The 18,279-nt window shown below is 61.2% G+C and carries 17 protein-coding genes; 15 read left to right on the top strand and 2 right to left on the bottom strand.

Features of this window, described 5'->3' with window-relative positions; all coding sequences use genetic code 11:
- The first annotated feature begins 5 nt into the window (after nucleotides 1-5).
- From ACEN8R_RS06460 to ACEN8R_RS06390, 15 genes are all read left to right on the top strand, one after another.
- Complete coding sequence (locus ACEN8R_RS06460) at nucleotides 6-752, top strand: sugar transferase (protein WP_018925578.1); 747 nt, start codon at nucleotides 6-8, stop codon at nucleotides 750-752.
- Nucleotides 753-1,397, top strand: coding sequence for a CpsD/CapB family tyrosine-protein kinase (locus ACEN8R_RS06455; protein WP_064618731.1), 645 nt, complete (start codon nucleotides 753-755; stop codon nucleotides 1,395-1,397).
- 23 nt (nucleotides 1,398-1,420) lie between these two features.
- Nucleotides 1,421-2,449, top strand: coding sequence for a polysaccharide biosynthesis/export family protein (locus tag ACEN8R_RS06450; protein WP_258612351.1), 1,029 nt, complete (start codon nucleotides 1,421-1,423; stop codon nucleotides 2,447-2,449).
- Nucleotides 2,450-2,466: 17 nt separating this feature from the next.
- Nucleotides 2,467-4,062, top strand: coding sequence for a GumC family protein (locus ACEN8R_RS06445; RefSeq protein ID WP_018925575.1), 1,596 nt, complete (start codon nucleotides 2,467-2,469; stop codon nucleotides 4,060-4,062).
- A gap of 32 nt (nucleotides 4,063-4,094) precedes the next feature.
- Entirely contained in the window at nucleotides 4,095-5,150 is a 1,056-nt protein-coding gene (locus tag ACEN8R_RS06440) for a glycosyltransferase family 4 protein (protein WP_495625000.1), read from the top strand.
- Nucleotides 5,147-6,514 carry an O-antigen ligase family protein gene (locus ACEN8R_RS06435; protein WP_495624657.1) on the top strand — a complete coding sequence of 456 codons (1,368 nt, stop codon included), beginning with the start codon at nucleotides 5,147-5,149 and terminating at the stop codon, nucleotides 6,512-6,514. The genes ACEN8R_RS06440 and ACEN8R_RS06435 overlap by 4 nt, the downstream gene beginning before the upstream one ends.
- A complete protein-coding gene (locus tag ACEN8R_RS06430) occupies nucleotides 6,511-7,479 on the top strand; it encodes a glycosyltransferase family 2 protein (RefSeq protein WP_495624656.1) in 969 nt (322 codons plus the stop codon). Before ACEN8R_RS06435 ends, ACEN8R_RS06430 begins: the two co-directional genes overlap by 4 nt.
- Entirely contained in the window at nucleotides 7,472-8,608 is a 1,137-nt protein-coding gene (locus ACEN8R_RS06425; protein WP_495624655.1) for a glycosyltransferase, read from the top strand. The genes ACEN8R_RS06430 and ACEN8R_RS06425 overlap by 8 nt, the downstream gene beginning before the upstream one ends.
- 12 nt (nucleotides 8,609-8,620) lie before the next feature.
- Nucleotides 8,621-9,622: a polysaccharide deacetylase family protein gene (locus ACEN8R_RS06420; RefSeq protein WP_495624654.1), complete on the top strand. Its 1,002-nt coding sequence runs from the start codon at nucleotides 8,621-8,623 to the stop codon at nucleotides 9,620-9,622.
- Entirely contained in the window at nucleotides 9,619-10,923 is a 1,305-nt protein-coding gene (locus tag ACEN8R_RS06415) for an oligosaccharide flippase family protein (protein ID WP_495624653.1), read from the top strand. Before ACEN8R_RS06420 ends, ACEN8R_RS06415 begins: the two co-directional genes overlap by 4 nt.
- On the top strand, nucleotides 10,920-12,839 hold the full coding sequence (locus ACEN8R_RS06410) for a hypothetical protein (RefSeq protein WP_495624652.1): 1,920 nt from the start codon (nucleotides 10,920-10,922) through the stop codon (nucleotides 12,837-12,839). The genes ACEN8R_RS06415 and ACEN8R_RS06410 overlap by 4 nt, the downstream gene beginning before the upstream one ends.
- Before the next feature lie 31 nt (nucleotides 12,840-12,870).
- A complete protein-coding gene (locus tag ACEN8R_RS06405) occupies nucleotides 12,871-14,094 on the top strand; it encodes a GNAT family N-acetyltransferase (RefSeq protein ID WP_495624651.1) in 1,224 nt (407 codons plus the stop codon).
- Nucleotides 14,066-14,878, top strand: coding sequence for a ChbG/HpnK family deacetylase (locus ACEN8R_RS06400; protein WP_495624650.1), 813 nt, complete (start codon nucleotides 14,066-14,068; stop codon nucleotides 14,876-14,878). Before ACEN8R_RS06405 ends, ACEN8R_RS06400 begins: the two co-directional genes overlap by 29 nt.
- 57 nt (nucleotides 14,879-14,935) lie before the next feature.
- The gene (locus ACEN8R_RS06395; protein ID WP_086944968.1) at nucleotides 14,936-15,625 is read left to right on the top strand and encodes an N-acetyltransferase; all 690 of its coding nucleotides are present in this window, start codon (nucleotides 14,936-14,938) and stop codon (nucleotides 15,623-15,625) included.
- A gap of 387 nt (nucleotides 15,626-16,012) precedes the next feature.
- Entirely contained in the window at nucleotides 16,013-16,321 is a 309-nt protein-coding gene (locus ACEN8R_RS06390) for an addiction module antidote protein (RefSeq protein WP_086944969.1), read from the top strand.
- Nucleotides 16,322-16,335: 14 nt separating this feature from the next.
- Here ACEN8R_RS06390 and ACEN8R_RS06385 read toward each other — a convergent pair whose 3' ends face one another.
- Both ACEN8R_RS06385 and ACEN8R_RS06380 read right to left on the bottom strand, forming a co-directional pair.
- The gene (locus ACEN8R_RS06385) at nucleotides 16,336-17,148 is read right to left on the bottom strand and encodes a class I SAM-dependent methyltransferase (protein WP_495624649.1); all 813 of its coding nucleotides are present in this window, start codon (nucleotides 17,146-17,148) and stop codon (nucleotides 16,336-16,338) included.
- Nucleotides 17,149-17,262: 114 nt separating this feature from the next.
- On the bottom strand, nucleotides 17,263-18,144 hold the full coding sequence (locus ACEN8R_RS06380) for a LysR family transcriptional regulator (RefSeq protein WP_064618753.1): 882 nt from the start codon (nucleotides 18,142-18,144) through the stop codon (nucleotides 17,263-17,265).
- Nucleotides 18,145-18,279: the final 135 nt, after the last annotated feature.

Raw genomic sequence — 18,279 nt, 5'->3', positions numbered from 1 at the left:
ACTCTATGACTGGACATGAAAAAGGCATGTTGCTCGATCACATGCAGCATGATAACCGCCTGGATCCCGAGCACCGGATGCGCCTCGACAAGGCGATCCACGTGCAGGGTCACGGCTGGGTGACCGGCCGCAACGGCGGTCGGCCCTGGACCCTGTCGCGCACCAATCGGGTGCTCGCCTGCCTCGGTGCACTGGTGATCTTGCTGTTGATTTCCCCGGTACTGCTGGGGCTGGCACTGGCGATCAAGTTCAGCAGCCCGGGGCCGGTGATGTTCGTGCAACAACGCACCGGCTACCGCGGCCGCATGTTCGGCATGTACAAGTTCCGCACCATGGTGGCCAACGCCGAGGAGCTCAAGGAGTCCCTGCGGCATCTGAACAAGCACGGCGCCGACGCCATCGACTTCAAGATCGACAACGACCCGCGGATTACGCCCATCGGCAGCTTCCTGCGGCGCAGCAGCCTCGATGAATTACCCAACCTGATCAATGTGGTGAGCGGCGACATGCGCCTGGTAGGTCCACGACCCACCTCGTTCAATGCACGTCGTTACAAGGACAGCCACCTTGCACGCCTGAGCATCTACCCCGGCATGACCGGTCTGTGGCAAATCTCCGGGCGCAGCAATATCGACTTCGACCAGCGCGTTGAGTTGGACCTCACGTACATCGCCGAGCAGAGCCTGTTGCTTGATCTGAAGATTCTGTTGAAAACCCCCTTCATCGTGTTCAACGGCCACGGAGCGAGTTAAATGGACGGTTCATCGAATAACAGCCTGACCATCGCCAGCCCGAGCGAGTCCAACCTGACCTCGACCGTGCTCGACCTGGATCTGCGGATCCTTTTTCTGACCGCTGCCAACGCAGGCACGGGCACCACCACCAGTGCCCTGGCGCTGGCCACCCAATTGGCGTCAATGAGCAGCGGCCAAGTGCTGCTGGTGGACGCCAGCCAGTCGGCGAGCAACCTCACGCATCAGCTGGGGTTGAGCAAAGAGCGCGGCTTTCGCGATCTGCTGTTCAACGACTCCCCGCCGCTGCTGCAGGACTGCCTGGTGACCGTCTCCAGCCTGCCCTTCCACATCCTGCCGAACGGGCGGCACATCCGCGGCACCGAGCACCTGACCCGCGAACAACTGAGCCCGTTGCTCGAGCAACTGGGCGATCGGTATCGCTTCGTGGTGATCGACGGCGATGCGGTGTATGAGGCCGTCGACACCTTGGTCATCAGCACTTTGGTGGACGGCGTGATCATGGTGGTGCGCGCGGAAGACACCCGCTGGGAAGTGGCCCAGGCCGCGGCCCAGCGCCTGACCCAGGCCGGCGCGAAACTGGTGGGCAGCGTCTTCAACCGGCGCAAGTACTACATGCCCAAATGGCTCTACAAAAACCTGTAAGCACCCACCTGAAGGATGAAGTCATGAATGCCAAAGTGCTTGTCCTGCTGTTGCTACCGCTTGCAGGTTGCTCCAGCACCAGTGAAACCCAGAACATGCCGGTGCAGATCCTCACGGCCGAGCCGGCCAACGCCCAGGCCACCGATATGCCCAAGGTCGAACAGACCTTGCGGCCCAAGGACGTGCTGGACGTGATCTTCCACGTCAGCACCAGTGGCTCGGAGGCTTACCGCATTCAGCCCGGTGACCAGGTCGCCCTGAACTTCACCGCGGCCAGTCAGCTCAACGGCACGCAACTGGTGCTGCCCGATGGCACCATCGAACTGCCGGGGGCCAACACCTCGGTGAAAATCGCCGGGATGACCTCGGTCCAGGCCCGGGAGGAAATCCAGCGCGCCTATAACCGCAAAGCCCTGTTCCAGCCCAATCGCAACCAGTTGACCGTGCTGGTCACCAGCCCGCTGAGCAACGAGCAAAACCTCAAGAGCGCCCTGAACCACCCCGCTACCGGCATGAGCCGGGAGATCACCGTGGGCAACGACGGCTATGCGAGTTTTCCGGAAATCGGCTCCGTGCCGCTGCAAGGCATGACCGTCAACCAGCTCGAAACGTTCCTCAATCAACGCTACGCGCAATTGCCGGGACGGATGACAGTCGACGTCATGCTCAAATCCACGTCGGGCAACGAAATCTATGTGCTGGGTGAAGTCGGGCAGCCGGGCTCCTACCCGATTCGCCGCCCGGTCTCGGTGCTCGAAGCGTTGACCCTGGCCCGTGGCACCAGCATCAAGGCCCGGCTCGATTCGGTGGTGATCATGCGCCGTAACGGCAACCAGGTGCAGGCTGTGCACTACGACGTGGAGAAAGCCTTGTCCGGTGACGCGTCGCAGATTGCTTACCTGCAACCGGACGACATGCTCTACGTGCCCAAGACCAAACTGGCCAGCGCCGGTGAGCTCGCACGGCAACTGGCGGACGTGGTGCTGTTTCAGGGGGTGGGCTTCAGTTTCGCCTACCGCGTCGACAACAAAGGCAGCAACGGCAGTAACTAACTCACAGGTGACCCATCATGAACCCAAAGGAAAACTACCTGCATGAGTTCTTCAGGATCTTCTTCGCCAACAAGCGGTTGGTGAAGCGAATCTTCCTGATCTTTGCAGTGATCGCCCTGCTCCTGCCACTGGTGCTCAAACAGAGCTTCGATATCACCGCGCAGGTGCTCGTGCAGTCCAAAAAACTCTCTCAGGGCGACGCCACCACATCCCTGACCCAAGGCGACGCCTCTTTCATTCCGCCATCACTGGCGGATATGGAAACCGAGAGCAATATCCTGCGCTCGCCGGCCCTGATCCGTCAGACCATCAGTGACCTTCAGGCCAAAGGCGAATACACGCCCAACCCCGGGGCCTTCAACAAACTGGTGACCGTACCGATCCAGCGTTTCGTGACCAACCCCTTGCGTGAATACGTGATCAACCCGGTGCGCGGCGCGCTCGGGCTTGCAATCGATCCGGTGCGGGACACCTCCCTGGATACCTTCACCCAGGAGGCCATCGATAACCTGAAGATCGACACCCTGCCCGGCTCCAACGTGATCTCCATTATCTACAGCTCAAGCGATCCGGCCCAAGGCACCCGGTTTGTCGCAACGATGTTGCAAAACTACCTGGCCAGCCGTCAGGAACTGCAATCGATCGATCTGCCACAGAGCTTCTACGAAACCAAGAAGAAGCAGTATCAGGTGCGGCTCGATGGCCTGGAAGGCACTCGACTGGCGCTGCTCGAAAAGATCGGTGCGTCCGATCCGAAGGAAGAAATCACCTTCCGCCTCAACGCCATCAACACCGAGGAAGAGAACCTGAACCAGTATCAGGATCGCTTGCTGCAAAGCCAGCGCTGGCTCGACTACCTGAAAACCGCGCTGGCGGCGGCCAACAATACCTCTCGGCTCAACGACTACACCTTCCCCTTCACCTTCACCACCACGGTGGACAACATTGCCTTCGAAGACCGGGAGATCCGGCAGATCGGTGAGCAGCTGACGACTCAAGTCAGTCGCTACATGAATGACCTGGCGGTGTTCCAGCCGGGCAGCGAACCGATGCTGCTGGCCCGTGAGCAAATTACCCGCACCCGTCAGCAGTTCCTGAAAATCGTCAGCAACCGGATTCAGGAACGCACCAGCGACCTGGCGATTGTCACCTCGGTGATCAACCAGAAAACCGCGCGCATCGCCGAGTTCAAGAACCGTATCCACCAGTTGCAAGTGGCGCAGAGCAAGTTGCAGCAGATGGATACCGAGATCAATGCCTTGCACGCGGCGTTCTCCACCTACGCCCAGCGCTTTGCCGAAAGCAGCACCGCCCGCGCGCTGGACAGCGATTTGTCCAACGCCCGGGTGCTCAGCCCGCCGTTCGAACCGTCCGAGGTGGCGTTTCCCAAACCGCTGCTGATCATTCCGTTCGGCATGCTGACCGGTCTGCTGCTGGCGATTGCCTTCGTCTACGTGCGTGAGTTCTTCGACCACAGCTTCAAACATCCAGCGCAAATCACCCATGAACTGGGCTTGCCGGTGCTGTTGGTGATCAACGATCAGGACGTCCTGCCGAACAACCCGCACAAGAACTGGACCGTGCCTAGCTTCATGTATTGGGTGCGCCATTGAACGGGCCGCTCAACGCCAGCGCGCTGCCGATCATGCATTTGATCAGCAGCGGCGGCTTTTATGGCGCTGAGCGGATGTTGCTGGACCATTGCCTGGCGACGCCAGGACACCACCAGGTGCTGTTTCTGGATGCGCCGCCGGCCCTGATCGACCGGTTCCGCGAGGCCGGGATCGACTGCCGCGCTTTCGCGGGAATTGGGCAATTGCTGGGTCATTTACGTTATCGGCGGGCTGAACACCCGCTGATCAATACGCACAATTTCAAAGGCCTGGTGTTTGGCTGGGTCGGCGCGACATTGTTTGACTTGCCGTTGGTGATTACCCAGCACGGTTTCACCCCGCGCAGTCGCAAGCAACGCTTCTACGGCTGGCTGAGCCTGCAACTGTGCCGCACGGCGTCGGTGAATCGGGTGGTCTGCGTGGCAGAAAGCATCGCGGTGCTGCACCGCAAGGCCAGTGTTCGGAAGGAGAAGCTGCAAGTGATTCCCAATGGTCTGCCAACCGCCAACGGCTTGCTGCCCCACAACGCCAGACACCCGCGCTGGCTGGCGGGCTACGTCGGTCGGCTGACCCATGAAAAAGGCCCGGACCTGTTTCTCGATGCACTGATTGCGCTGTGTCAGCGACATCCGCAACTGGACGCGGTGATGCTCGGCGATGGCCCGGAACGGGAAACCCTGCTGGCGCGAATTGCCGCCGCCGGCTTGCACAACCGCATCACCCTGCCGGGTTACCAGACCGAAATGAACCGCTGGTGGCCGCAACTCGATGCGCTAGTGATCAGCTCGCGCACCGAGGGCACGCCGATGATTTTGCTCGAAGCAATGCAGGCCGGAGTGCCGGTGGTGGCATTCAGCGTCGGCGGAATTCCCGATGTGCTGGAGGATCGGCACAACGGTCTGCTGGCGCCCCCCACCGACAGCGTCGCCCTCGCCCGGCAGCTCGACACGCTGCTGAGTGATCCGGTACTGGCTCGCGAACTGATCGACAACGCAAAACGTACGCAACAGGACCGTTACGACCTGAAGGCCTTGGCCGAACGCTGGTCGCAGCTTTATATCCGTACTGCACGGGAGGCACGCGCGTGATCTTTCCGCTCTCGATCGTCAGTCTGCTCGCCCTGGTCTGCCTCGGTTTGCTGGCCAGTCCTTACCCCTATCTGGCGCCCGGCGCGGTGCTCGGCATGGTCGCTGTCGGTGTGCTCTACCGAAAACCCGCCTGGGGGTTATTGGGCATCGCGGCACTGGTGCCATTCGAAGGCTTCTTCAAGGGCAACGCGCTGTCAGGCACCAAATTCATCGGTGCGTCATTGGCGCTGATCCTGATGTTGCAACTGGCCATTCACCAGATTCCGTCCGAGCGCCTGCGCAGCAACATCTGGCGCTTCCTGGTCGGCTTCGTGGTGTTGTACCTGTTGAGCATGATCAATACCGACAACATGGACATGTCCCAGAGTCATCTGCGGGACATGAGCGTCGGCCTGGTGCTGTTTGTAATCACCTTGCTGATTGGCCGTGAGTTGAACCTCGATCTGTTCGCCCGGCTGGTAACCCTTAGCGTCAGTGCGACCAGCGCGCTGGCCATGTTCTCCACCAAGTATCAGGACCAGGGCCGCGCCGCCGGGCTGCTGGAAGACGCGAACTCGTTTGCCCTGTTGATCGCCTTCGCCGTGCCGCTGGCCCTGCTACTGGTGATCCGCGGTCCGAACCTGTTGCACCGATTGTTCTGGGGCGGCTGCTGCATTTTACTGCTGGGCGGCATGACCAAAACCGATTCCCGTTCCGGGCTGGTGGTGCTGTTCCTGAGCTTGATGATCGGCGCCTGGCACTACCGCGCGCAGTTGCCACGCATCCGGCCGCGCCACTTGGGTTTTGCCATACTCGGCCTTGCGCTCGTGATCCCGGTGGGGATTTATTCGATGCCGGCCGGTTACCTCAAGCGCATCCAGTCCTTGAGCGTCTTGAAAGAAGGCGCCAAAAGCCAGGACGAATCCCTCGGCCGCCGCACGTCATACCTTGTGGTCGGCAGCCAGATCATTCGTGAACACCCGTTACTCGGCTCCGGCCCCGGCACCTTCCCGCTGCACTACGCCACCTCCGGTTACGCCAAGGTGTTTTCCGCCAACCGCAAACCCGGCGACTTGTACCGTCGCGCTCACAACACCTACATGGAAATCTTCAGTGAACTGGGGATTCCCGCCGGGCTGTTGTTCGTCGGCATGCTCGGCCTTGGGATGTACAACCTGGTCCGCGCCCGTCAAGCCTGGATGCTGCGACGAGATTGGGAACAGGCCGACCTGATCACCCACCTGGGCATCAGCTATCTGTCGTTGACACTGTTTTTGATGTTCCTCAGCGCACCGAATCACAAGTACCTGTGGATCATGCTCGCCCTGACCTGGGTGTTGCGCCTCAAGGCTGAGGAACGTCCGCCGACGGAGGCCAGGGCATGAACCGCATCAGCATTGCCATCCCGATGTACAACGAGGCCAGACACATCGGCCGCACCTTGCTTGCCGCGAAAAAAGCCGCGCAGGCTGCCGGGATGGAATGCGAGCTGATTGTGGTCGATAACGGCTCCAACGATCAGGGCCCGCACATCGCTCGCCAGCTCGGGGCGCAGGTGCTGGTGCTGCCCGGGCTGCTGATCGGCGCCTTGCGCAATCGCGGGGCGGCGATGGCGACAGGCGAATGGCTGGGCTTCATCGATGCCGATATCGAGATGCCCGAGGACTGGCTAACGCTGTTGTTGAGCATCCAACACGCGGTTCAGGTCGACGTCCTGGGGCTGGACCTGCACACCCCGGCCGAAGCCCCGTGGTATGCCAATGCCTGGCAACGCCGCACGTTGCGCCCGAACGATGAAACGGTGAAAGCAGTGCGATGGCTGCCCAGTTCCAACCTGTTGATGCGTCGTCCATGGTTCGACAAGGTCGGCGGCTTCAACGAAAACCTGCGCACCGGCGAAGACAAAGATTTCACCATGCGCCTTTCCCACTCTGGCGCACGCCTGCTGGCCGTCAACCAGAGCGTTGCCCTGCATTGGGGTTACGAGAGCAGTTGGCGCGAATGGATGGGCAAGGAGTTCTGGCGTCAGGGCAGTCACCTGCAATTACTGCGCAGCCACGGCATGAATCTGCGCTTACTGCGTTTCCCGATGCTATCGATCATCGCCTGGGTGTTGGATTTCATGGCGCTATCCGCCCTGCTCAACGGTTCTCCCCTACTGGCGCTATTCATGCTGTTCGTCCCCAGCCTGCCAGCGCTCGCCCAAAGTCTGCGCCAGAGCCTGTTACACCGCGACCTGCGCCTGATGCTGCAACTCTGGGGCCTGCATTGGGTGCGTCTGCACCTGGCGGGTGCCGCGCTCATCCTGAGCCTTTGTCGCTGGAATGCCAGGAGACCCGCCCGTGGCTGAATTCATTTTCTGGTGGTGCCTGTTATTGCCGGTGTACGCCTGGTTCGGCTACCCGCTGCTGCTGACGCTGCTCGCGCCGTTATTTCCCGCGCGGCGTCATGGGCCGGCACAGCCGATGAACGTGAGCATCGTCATCGCCGCGCACAACGAGGCCCAGTACATCGAAGAAAAGTTGCGCATCCTGCTCGCCCAGGATTATCAGGCACGCTCGCTACAGATCATTCTGGCCAGCGACGGCTCCACCGACGATACCGTGGCCTGCGCCCGCAAGGTCATCGACCCGCGCATCAGCGTGCTCGACCTGCCCCGTCAGGGCAAGGCAGCCACCTTGAATGCCGCCGTTGCCCTGAGCACGGGCGAGATTCTGGTGTTCACCGATGCCGACAACCAATGGTCGACCGACACCCTCGGCCAATTGCTCGCGCCTCTGGACGATCCACAGGTCGGGGCCTGCGCCGGGCACATGTTGATCCCGGTGGCGGGCCAGGGCCTGAGCCTGGGCGACAGCCTTTATCGGCACTACGAAGGTTGGCTGCGTATGGTGGAAAATCGTACCGGCTGCATGGTCTCCGCCGACGGCGCCCTGCTCGCCCTGCGTCGCGAGTTGTTCCAGAACGTGCCGTCGGAGGTCAACGATGATTTCTTTATCAGTACCTGCGCGCCGGTGGCGCTCAAACGCATTGTCTATGTGCCCACAGCCCGGGTGATCGATCAGGGCGTCGATGAGATCGACAAACAATGGCGCCGTCGTCTGCGCGTCACCGTCGGCGGCCTGCAGAGCCTGGCCCAGCGTCGGGAGCTGTTGAATCCCTGGCGCCATGGCTTGTATGCGATTGCGCTGATCAGCCACAAACTGATTCGACGCTTGGCACCGATACTGTTGCTGCCGTTGTTGCTGAGTAACTTCTGGCTGTGGAATGTCCATGGCTTCTATCGTCTGAGCCTGATCGCGCAACTGCTCGGTTATGCGGTGGCCATCGCCGGCCTGCTGGATGTGCAACACCGTTTGCCCAAACCCTTTCGCCTCGCCGGCTTCTTTCTGGTGACCCTTGCCGGAATGAGTATCGGTCTGTGGCAGTTCCTGCGTGGACAGCGGTACGCGCAGTGGAACCCCGAGCAAAATCGTTGACAGGACCGCGCCATGGCGATCAGACAATTATTAAAACGCACCAGTGGCTGGCTCTATCTCAACTCGCCGGTAGGCCGTCACCAACTGCACGGTGCCGGGGTGATCCTGATGCTGCACCGGGTGCTGGCCAATGACCGCGCCGCCGACTTGCCCCATCGCAATGAACTGTGCGTCGGGCCGAAAGGCTTTGCTCACCTGCTGCTCTGGTTGAAAAAACACTTCGATTGCGTGCCGCTGATGGAAATTCTGCAACCCGGCACCGCCATGTCGGAGCGTCCCAAAGTCGCACTGACCTTCGACGATGGCTGGCGCGACAACGCGCTGAATGCCTTCCCGTTGCTGAAAAGGTATCAGATGCCGGCGAGCATTTTTCTCTCCACCGACTTCATCGGCAGCCGGCAACGCTTCTGGTGGGAAAGCCTGGGGGAAACCCTGTGGCACAGCCACGGTGAAAAAGCCCGGACACACTTGATTGAATGCCTGCAACAGATCGGGCGACCGTTACCGGTAATGCTCGATGACCTGGATGTGCAGCGCCGTAGCCTGGCGCTTTTGCATTTTCTGCAAAGCCTGAAAAGCCTGCCACCGAGCGAACTGAGCCGGCTCACCGACCAATGCCCTGAAGAGTCGTTGCCCCAGGCCCTGGACTGGCATCAAGTGCGCGCGCTGGAAGCCAGCGGGTTGATCCGCTTCGGCCCTCACGGCGCCAGCCACACGATCTTCACCGACCTTGACGATCAACACCTGGATGAAGAACTGAGCCGCAGCCGCAATGCACTGTTGAACGGCTGCAACCGGCCGTTGCCAGTCTACTGCTACCCCAATGGCAACCATGATGCGCGGGTGCGCGAACACGTGGCCGACCACGACTTCCCGTTTGCCCTGGGCACCGCCAGCGGGATCTACCGTGGTGTCGGCGATCCACTGGCCTTGCCGCGAATCGGCATCAGCCAGCGCACGGCGCGCGATCCGGAATTGCTGTCGTGGCGTATCTACCGCGGAGCCCGGCCATGAGTCGCAGCCACTACCTCAAACACTTGGCCCTGAGCATGGGCACCAAACTGGCGATGATCGGCCTGCGCCTGCTGCGTAACGTGTTGCTGGCGCGGATTCTGGGACCCAGCGAGCGCGGTCTGTTCGCGCTGCTCAGCACCCTGCCCGATTTGATCAGCGCCGCCACCAGCGGCGGGCTGAATTCGGCGGTGGGTTATCAGGCGGCCAAGCAACGGCCCATGGGTTTGCTGTTGAGCCAGGTGCTGGTGTTCGGTTGCCTGCTGGCAGGTTTGCTGACGTTGCTGGTGGTGGCGCTGACCCGCGAGTTCGGCAGCGAACTCGACATCACCACGCAATTAGGATTGCTCGCCTGGCTGTTGCTGCTGGCGGTGCCGCTGACCGTGCTCAAGAGCGGCCTGCTGACCTTGCACAACGCGTCGGGCGGTGTGGTGGCGTTCAATGCCTTGCGGCTGGTCGAATCGCTGGCGCCACTGCTGCTGTTTATCGCCTTGTTCTGGATGTGGAAAGACGCCGCGCTGGAAGCGGCGCTGATCAGTTGGCTGGCCGGCATCAGCCTGGTGGTGCTGGCCGGCTGGGTCTGGCTCAACCGTGCGCAACCCTTGACGTTGCAATGGGACCGCGCCAGCCAGAAAGAACTGTTGCGCTACAGCGCCCGTAGCCATCCCGATTTGTTGTTCCAGCAAGTCATTCTGCGCTCCGATTACCTGTTCATCGGTGCCTTGCTCGGCAGTACGGCATTGGGTCATTACGCCATGGCCAGCGCTGCCGCCGAGTTGCTGCTGATCGTCCCGGAAGCGGTGACCACACCCCTGATGAAACGCCTGCTGCAACAGGACGAAGGCATGGAACGCCTGACGCCGTTGGCCTTGCGCCTGACCGCCACGGTGATGCTCGGTGCCTGCCTGACCATGGCCGTGATCGGGCAATGGCTGATCGTCACCCTGTTCGGCATTGCCTATCAACCGGCCTACCCAGCCTTGCTGGCGCTGCTGCCGGGGCTGCTCGGTCTTTGCTATGCGAGCATCCTGCGCCTGGACTTGCTGGGCAAAAATCGACCCGGCACGGTTTCGCTGTTGGTGGGCCTCGGCGCGCTGCTGAACCTGGCCCTGAACCTGTTGCTGATCCCGCTGTATGGCATCGTCGGTGCTGCGGCGGCATCGTCCATCGCCTACCTGGCGGTGACCGTCGCGCTGCTGGTGATGTACTGCCGGTTGAGCGGCGTACCGGCCTGGCAAACCCTGATCATCCTGCCCAGCGATGTGGCACCGATGCTTCAGATGCTGCAACGGAAATCGGCATGAAACGCCTGATGCTGCTGATGAGCCTGGGCCTTGGTTTGAGCGCTCAGGCGGCGCCCATGCGCTGGGCCGACATTCGCGACGGCAGCCTGTACCTGCAAGCGGATCGCCCCGACACGTTGACCATCCAGTGGGCCCCGGCGTGGCAGGCCGATGCCAACGAAGAACACCTGTACCTGCTCGACGGCAACGGTAACCTGAAGGGCGATCGCCTGATCGCCGCCAGTGAAACCCGCAGCAAGCAGAGCTGGCCGCTGGCGCCGGGTGCCGCCAGTTATCGATTGGAAATTCCGGGCTACAGCTTCCGCCGCTACACCGTCGAACACGACGAACACACCGTGGCGTTGTTCGAGCCGGCCAAGGTGCATTTCAGCGCCGAAACCCGTGGCGGCGATGAGCTGTATTTCAAAGTCGCACCGGGGGAACACGCCGTGCTGGCCGGCAAGTTTCACGGTGGCGTCGGCGCTCTGCTGGCCCAACGTGTGGGCGATAACAAACAAGTGACACTGGCGCTGAAACCCTATCGTGCCTATTGGCAATTCGATCAGCTGGAACTGCCCGTCACCCAGGACGAACAAATCTGGCGCCTGCGCCTGCAAGGCAGCGGCAAGGTCGCGTTCTGGCTCGATGGCACGGCAAACCTGTTCGCCCAGAACCCGCAGCAACTCAAGCCGCTGCGCGAGGACGCTGGCCAGACCCGGCTGACCCTGCATAAAGAGACGCTCGGCCCGACCCCGAACCTGGGCATTTATTTGCCCTACGTGCTGCCGCCGCAATCCAGTTTCGCGGCGCTCGACGCCCTCAAGCCTCAGGCGGGTTCCTACTACAGTTTCGTCGACGTCACGGCGCAAAATCCGCACCACGAAGATGCGTTCCGCCAGCTCTATCAGAACCGCTTCGGCATTACGCAGGACATCACGCTGTTGGCCGGCAGCCAGCGCCAGGCCGATCTGCGCGCCGACACCGTGAGCAACGCCGGCCTCGACGCCTGGCTCGCCGCCACCCGCGCCCTCGGTGGTGGCGGCACTCACTACATCGCATTCGCCGACGAACCGAATCTCAACTACTCGAGCTACGCCAACTACCAGGCGATCTTCAACAGCATGGCCCGGCAAGTGCGTAGCGATCCGGCCAACGCCAAGGCCGGCATTCGTATTGCCATGCCCGCCAGTTCACGCTTCGTCAACGGCCCGTTCACCGACGATGCTGCCGACAAGCGCGGTATCGACTGGGCACGGCGCCTGCTGGCTGAATCCGGCGAGCAGATCGACGCCCTCGCCTGGCATGAATGGATGGTTCGCGACCTGCTGGCGACCCGGGTCTACCGCGATAGCGTGCGCCGCGCCGCCGAGCTGGTGGGCCTCGATGCCAAGGGCCGGCCACGCAAGGCCTTACTCCTGGACCAGACCAACCTGTCCAGCGGCTCAAGCCTGAGCCCCTACGATCAGGAAACCCATTTCGCTTCGCTGTGGTGGACCTCGGTGGTCATCAACTCGGCGCAGGACGGGTTGCTGGACATGCTCAACTGGTTCCAGGCCGCCGACGAACCGAACTACCCCAAAGGCATGGTGCGGGTGCTGGGCGGCGATCGTTTCGAGCTCAAACCGGTGGGCCTGGCCCAACAATTCATCCGGCAGCACTGGCTGAAAAACGTCATGCGCCTGGACAACGACGCCTTCGAAGTCGACGTGCTGGCGATGGCCACCGAACACCAACGCAGCCTGTTGGGCGTCAATAAGGGCGCGCGCTTGCAGCGTGTCGATCTGGCCGGGGCGACCTGCCCGCTGACCAAGGGAGCGCTGGTGTATTTTGGTGCCGACAGCCGCAGTCGCGAAGGCAAATTCAACTGTCAGGACGGTCGCGTCAGCTTCGACCTGCCAGGGCAAACCCTGTTCGCCCTGAGCTGGAGCGCCTCATGAACGTCCATGAGTTATGCGGCGGTCTGAACCTATGATGGCTCGATTCGAATGGCGCACGTCGTTGTGCGCTCCGGACTTTCCAACAGCCGCTTATGAGGGGTTGCGCTGGCGCGTGACGGACAGTACGCCGTTCAACACCCTCGCCTGGCTGCGCGCATCGGAACAGGCACTGCTTGCCGGGGAACGCTTGCACGTTCTGCTCGGCTGGCACGGCGATGAATTGGCCTTGTGCCTGCCGCTGGTGGTGTCCGTGGAGCGCTTTGGCGGGCTACCGTTTCGAGTCCTGCATCACCTCGGTTACCCCCTCACCGATCGCCTGGCCCTGCTCAGTTGCCTCGATGCCGAGAGCATGCGCAAGGCGCTGGTGATCATCCGCCGTCGCGTGCCCCATGCGATGCTGCAACTCAATGAATTGTCCGAACCCATCGGCGAAGAAAGTGCACTGACCACCTGGATGGCCCACAGCTCGACCGGCGAGCGCCGCCTCAGCTGTCGGGTGCCGGTGCACCTGATCAGCGAGGCCGACCATCAGGAAGTGTCCGGCGACCCCCGCTACAAACTGCGCCGTGCACGTAAACGCATCGCGGCTTGCGGTGCCGAGATCCGACGGATAACCCCCGACGCCGCCACCATCAGGCCACTGTTGCGGACCCTCGGCAAAGTCGAAGCGCTGAGCTGGAAAGGCCTTCAAGGCGTTGGGATTTTCACCAATGACCGCTACCGGCAATGGATCGAGCAAGCCTTCACCGCCCTCGCCGAAGAAGGACTAGTGCGGGTGGTGGTGCTGGAACTGGACGGGCGTTGCATCAGCTACCGCATCGGCTTGCTGGAACAGGGTCGGCTGTACGACTACAACCTGGCGTTCCTGCCGCAACACGCTGATCTGGGCAGCGGTCGTGTGCTGCTTGAAGAGTGGATCCACTGGGGGCTGGACGACAACTGGCACTGGGTCGATGCCTCGCGGATCAGCCTGGAAAACTCCAGTCATCAACTCCTGGAGCGCATGACCGGCCAACTGGAGCACTGGCGCTGGAGTTTCTACTCCTGGCGCCCCAGCGGCCTCGCCCTCGGGCTGGCCCTGCGACTCTGGCACCGCATCAAACCCGGGTTAAAAAAGTGGCAGGCCAGGCGTGCAGCAACGCTGGTTGCTCCTACGCTTACACCTATGCAGGCACCCATTATCGCCAAAGACGCTGCACCCACCGAACAAGAAAGAGAGGGCAGCCATGCCTCGCCAAGTCATAGTCAACGCTGACGATTTCGGCCTCAGTCCGAGCGAAAACGCGGTGATACTGGGTGCCTTCCACGCCGGGGTCATCAGCTCCGCAACCGCCATGGCCAACATGCCGGCCTTCGAAGCGGCCTGCGTCCTGGCCCGGCAGCCAATGCTCAAGGGGCGGATCGGGCTGCACTTCAACCTCACATACGGCCGGCCGTTGAGCCTGTCGATTCGCGCGCGCTCGACATTTTGCGACAGCCAGGGTGAGTTCGACCTCAGCCTGCCCCGCCACAGCCTCTGGCTCAACCGCCTGGATCGCGACGCGGTGCTGGAGGAACTCGAAGCTCAATGGCAACGCTGCCTGGACAACGGCCTGCACCCCAGCCACCTCGATTCCCATCAGCACGTGCACAACATCTGGCCCATTGGTGAAATCGTCGCGCGGTTTGCCGCCCGCCAAGGGGTGCCCGTGCGACTGGCGCGCGACCTGGGAAGTAACCTGAGCGTGCCCAAGCGAGTGTTCAAGACGTTGCTCAACCATCGCCTGAACAGCCTGTCCGGAGCGACCGCCCAGAACGTATGCACCCCGGTCGACCTGCGCACTGTGGCGATGCCAATCGACGGCTTGCTGGAAATCGTCGTCCATCCGATCCATATCGGCGCCGATTTTGGCGATGCCTATCTGGACCCGGGCGAGTCGCTGAGCCATGTGCTGGAGCAGCGTCTTGCGGGTGTTCCGAGAGTGTCCTATGCCGTGGTGCCGAGGGCATCCAAAGAGGAGCCGCACTACCCGACCGAACTGCACCCGTTGAAATCCTGATTTTTCGCCATCGAAAACGTTACCCACCACACCCAGGCTTCAGCCTCGGAGGACTTCATGAGCGCCATCGACAAGATTCGCGAACGCATCAAACAAAAAGGCCTGCTCCACACGCTCCAGTCGCTCTGGAAGCGCTACGTGTATTTCCATAGGGAGCTGCTGTGGCTGGGGCGCGACCTGGTGACCCCGGTGGCGCCGCAAAATCTGCGGCCCTATTCGGGCCTGCGCCTGGTGATCATCACCCCGGAAAACGCCACCGCGTTCACCAAGTACTACGGCAATCGCGTCAAGGCCATGGCCGAAATCGCCGCCGAGGGTCACACCGGACACATGTACGTGAACGAGGAAGGTGATGCCATCGGATTCATCTGGGGCAGTGCCAGGGACTACTTCGACCGGCACTATTACGGCTGCTGGTTCCGGATCAACCCTGGTGAGTTTTTCGAGTTCGGCGGTGAAATGATCCCTCAATACTTCGGCACCAGCCTGTCGATGGACGCCCAGTTCAAACTCTGGGATGCGATGCGGGCCAAAGGGTGCAACAAGATCGTCGACGTCTGCGATACCCGCAACATCCAGGCGATGAAAATGCACATCCGCATGGACTACCAGGAGCAAGGGCGCATCACCCACGTCTACGACCTGTTCGGCCGCTGGCGCTTCTTCCGCGAAACCTACTACACCGGCTCGCGGCTGACGGCACTGCGCAAACCGGAACAACGGCCGGTGACGGCGGCGCAGGCGTGATTGGCTTCCGCTCCCACATTTGGCCGCATCTCCCTGTGGGAGCGGGCTTGCCCTAATGCCAGTCAGTTAAACAATTTCAGCCGCGACGCACTCCTTGTAGCAGCTGGCGAAGCCTGCGTTCGGCTGCGCAGCAGTCGTAAAACCAGAGATTGTGGTGCATCAGGCTGACCGCGTTAGTCCGACTCACGACTGCTGAGCAGCCGAACGCAGGCTTCGCCAGCTGCTACAGATTGCATTACGGCTTAACTGACTGACATTAGGGCTTTCCCGCGATGGGGTCAGTTGCCTACACAGTTCAGGGAAAAATACACCCATCATAAAAGAACCAACTGACTCCTCATGCCTGCGCTAACAGATACATTCGCACAGGAACGAGGAGCCAGAAGCATGAATCACAAACTAACAAACTTCGACATGGCGGCACTGCTCGACAGTGACGAAGCCATCAGCGAATACCTCTCTCAGGTATTGGCAGACGGCGACAACGAAGAGTTTCTTCGTGCTATCGGCTACGTGGTAAAGGCTCGCGGCATGACACAAATTGCCAAAGATTCCGGAATGGGGCGCGAAAGCCTGTACAAGGCCTTCGCACCCGGGGCGAAACCACGTTTTGATACGGTTCTAAAGGTCATTCATGCCTTGGGCATTGATCTCTGCGCGCAACCAGGGCACGCGGCAAATCACTCAACGCTCTGAAAATACCCCAGGCACTACGTCGCTCGCTTCACCGCCACCAACGTGTAACACAACGGCAACTGCGCCTTTTGCTGCTGATACTTGTCGTAGAGTTCTTCGCGATTGGAATGCGGGTACTCCTTGAAATGGCATATCTGCAACCCCGCCTCGACGGCACCGGTGAAGATCGCGCCCAGGGTGTGGACGAACCAGTAGGACGCCGAGGCCTGCTGTTCGACTTTGCCTTCGTAGACGATCGGTTGGTCCTGGACGAAAGGCTCACTGCGAAAATACGAGCTGTCCGGGCGATAGGGATCGGCTGACTCGGGGTCGAACATTTCCAGGAACGGGTGGGTTTCGTAAATCACCAGGCTGCCACCGGGCTTGAGGGTTTGCGCGGCATGGCGCATGAACTCGCCGATGTCCGGCATCCAGTTCAATACGCCGATGGTGATCAGCGCCACGTCGAAGCGTTGGTGCAGCTCAGTCGGCAGGTGATGGATATCAGCCTCGATGAATTCGGGCTGATGAGGCGAACGGGATGCCAGCTCCCGGGCCTGATCGAGAAAGGCTCCGGACTGGTCGACGCCCACTGCGCTGCGGGCCCCCAGCGCAAACAGTGAAAGGCTTTCCCGGCCATTGTTACAGCCCAGTTGCACCACATCCTTGCCGTCGACACCAACCTGTTGGAGCAACCCGGTGAGGGTGTCATCCAGGCAGGAAAAATCGCCATGGCTCACCGCACTCAAACGGGCCTGCCATTCGGGGGTGTCTTTGTGGTGTTGGGCGGAGTCATTCCATGCATCGCGATTGCTGGCGATGGCTTTTTCTTTTGTCGGCATTTCCATTGCACGCTCCAGATTCCGGGCCATTGATTGACCGGCACGAGTCTAGATCAGCGTCAGGAAAAACCACATCAGGGGTTTGTTGCGATCTTGTAATCAACGATGGCGTGCACCCTCCTATTGGTTCAACCGCTCACGCAAGAACTCGATCAACGCCTGCACCGGTCGCGAGGCCTGACGGTGCTGCGGGTAGACCGCCGATAAGGTCAGCGGCTCGGGGCGGAAATCATCCAGTACTGGCACCAGCCGGCCGTCCTCCAGGGCCGAATCGACGATGAAGGTCGGCAAGTACGTGATGCCCATGCCGGCGATGGCCGCGTCCTTGAGCAGTTCACCGTTGTTGACCCGCATCCGCCCGGTGACATTGACGGTCAGCGGTTTGCCCCGCCCTTCGAACCGCCATTGCACCTGGCGGCCATGGCCGTACGGCAGGCAATCGTGGCTGTGCAACTCCTCGGGTTCAAGCGGCGTGCCACGTTCGGCCAGATACGCCGGGCTGGCGCAGTACACCCGCTCGATGACGGCGATGCGCCGGGCGATCAGTGTCGAGTCTTCCAGCACGCCGATGCGCAAGGCCAAATCGTATCCCTCACCGAGCAAGTCCACCGGCCGATCACTCAGGTCGACCTCGACGGTGACGTCGCGATAACGCTGCAAAAATACTGGCAGCAAACAGCCCAAATGCGCCACGGCAAACGACAACGGTGCACTCAGGCGAATGGTCCCGCGAGGCTCGATGGTCTGGCCGGCGATGCCCTGCTCCACTTGCTCGACTTCACTGAGCAGGCGCAGGGCCGATTCGTAATAACTCTGCCCCAGCGGGGTGACGTCCAGCCGTCGGGTGGAGCGATTGAGCAGGCGCACACCGAGGCGCTCTTCGAGTTGCATCAGCCGACGGCTGACGAACTGCTTGGACAGGCCCAACTGATCGGCCGCCGCCGTGAAGCTGCCGGAGTCCATGACCTGGCAAAAAATACGCATGTCTTCGAACGGATTCATTGTCACTCTCTGGTTGACAGTTAATCGCTTTATAGCCGCTTTTTCGCTTTCAGACATCTTATTAATCTGTGCTCACGGTGTTGCTGAGGCCTGAACCCCAGCGCCACAGCAGCCCGATCCCAAGGCATAAAAACT

The organism is Pseudomonas sp. Pseusp15 (assembly GCF_059492165.1).
The sequence above is the reverse complement of the archived record's forward strand: the minus strand, read 5'-3'. Positions and strand labels throughout refer to the sequence as shown.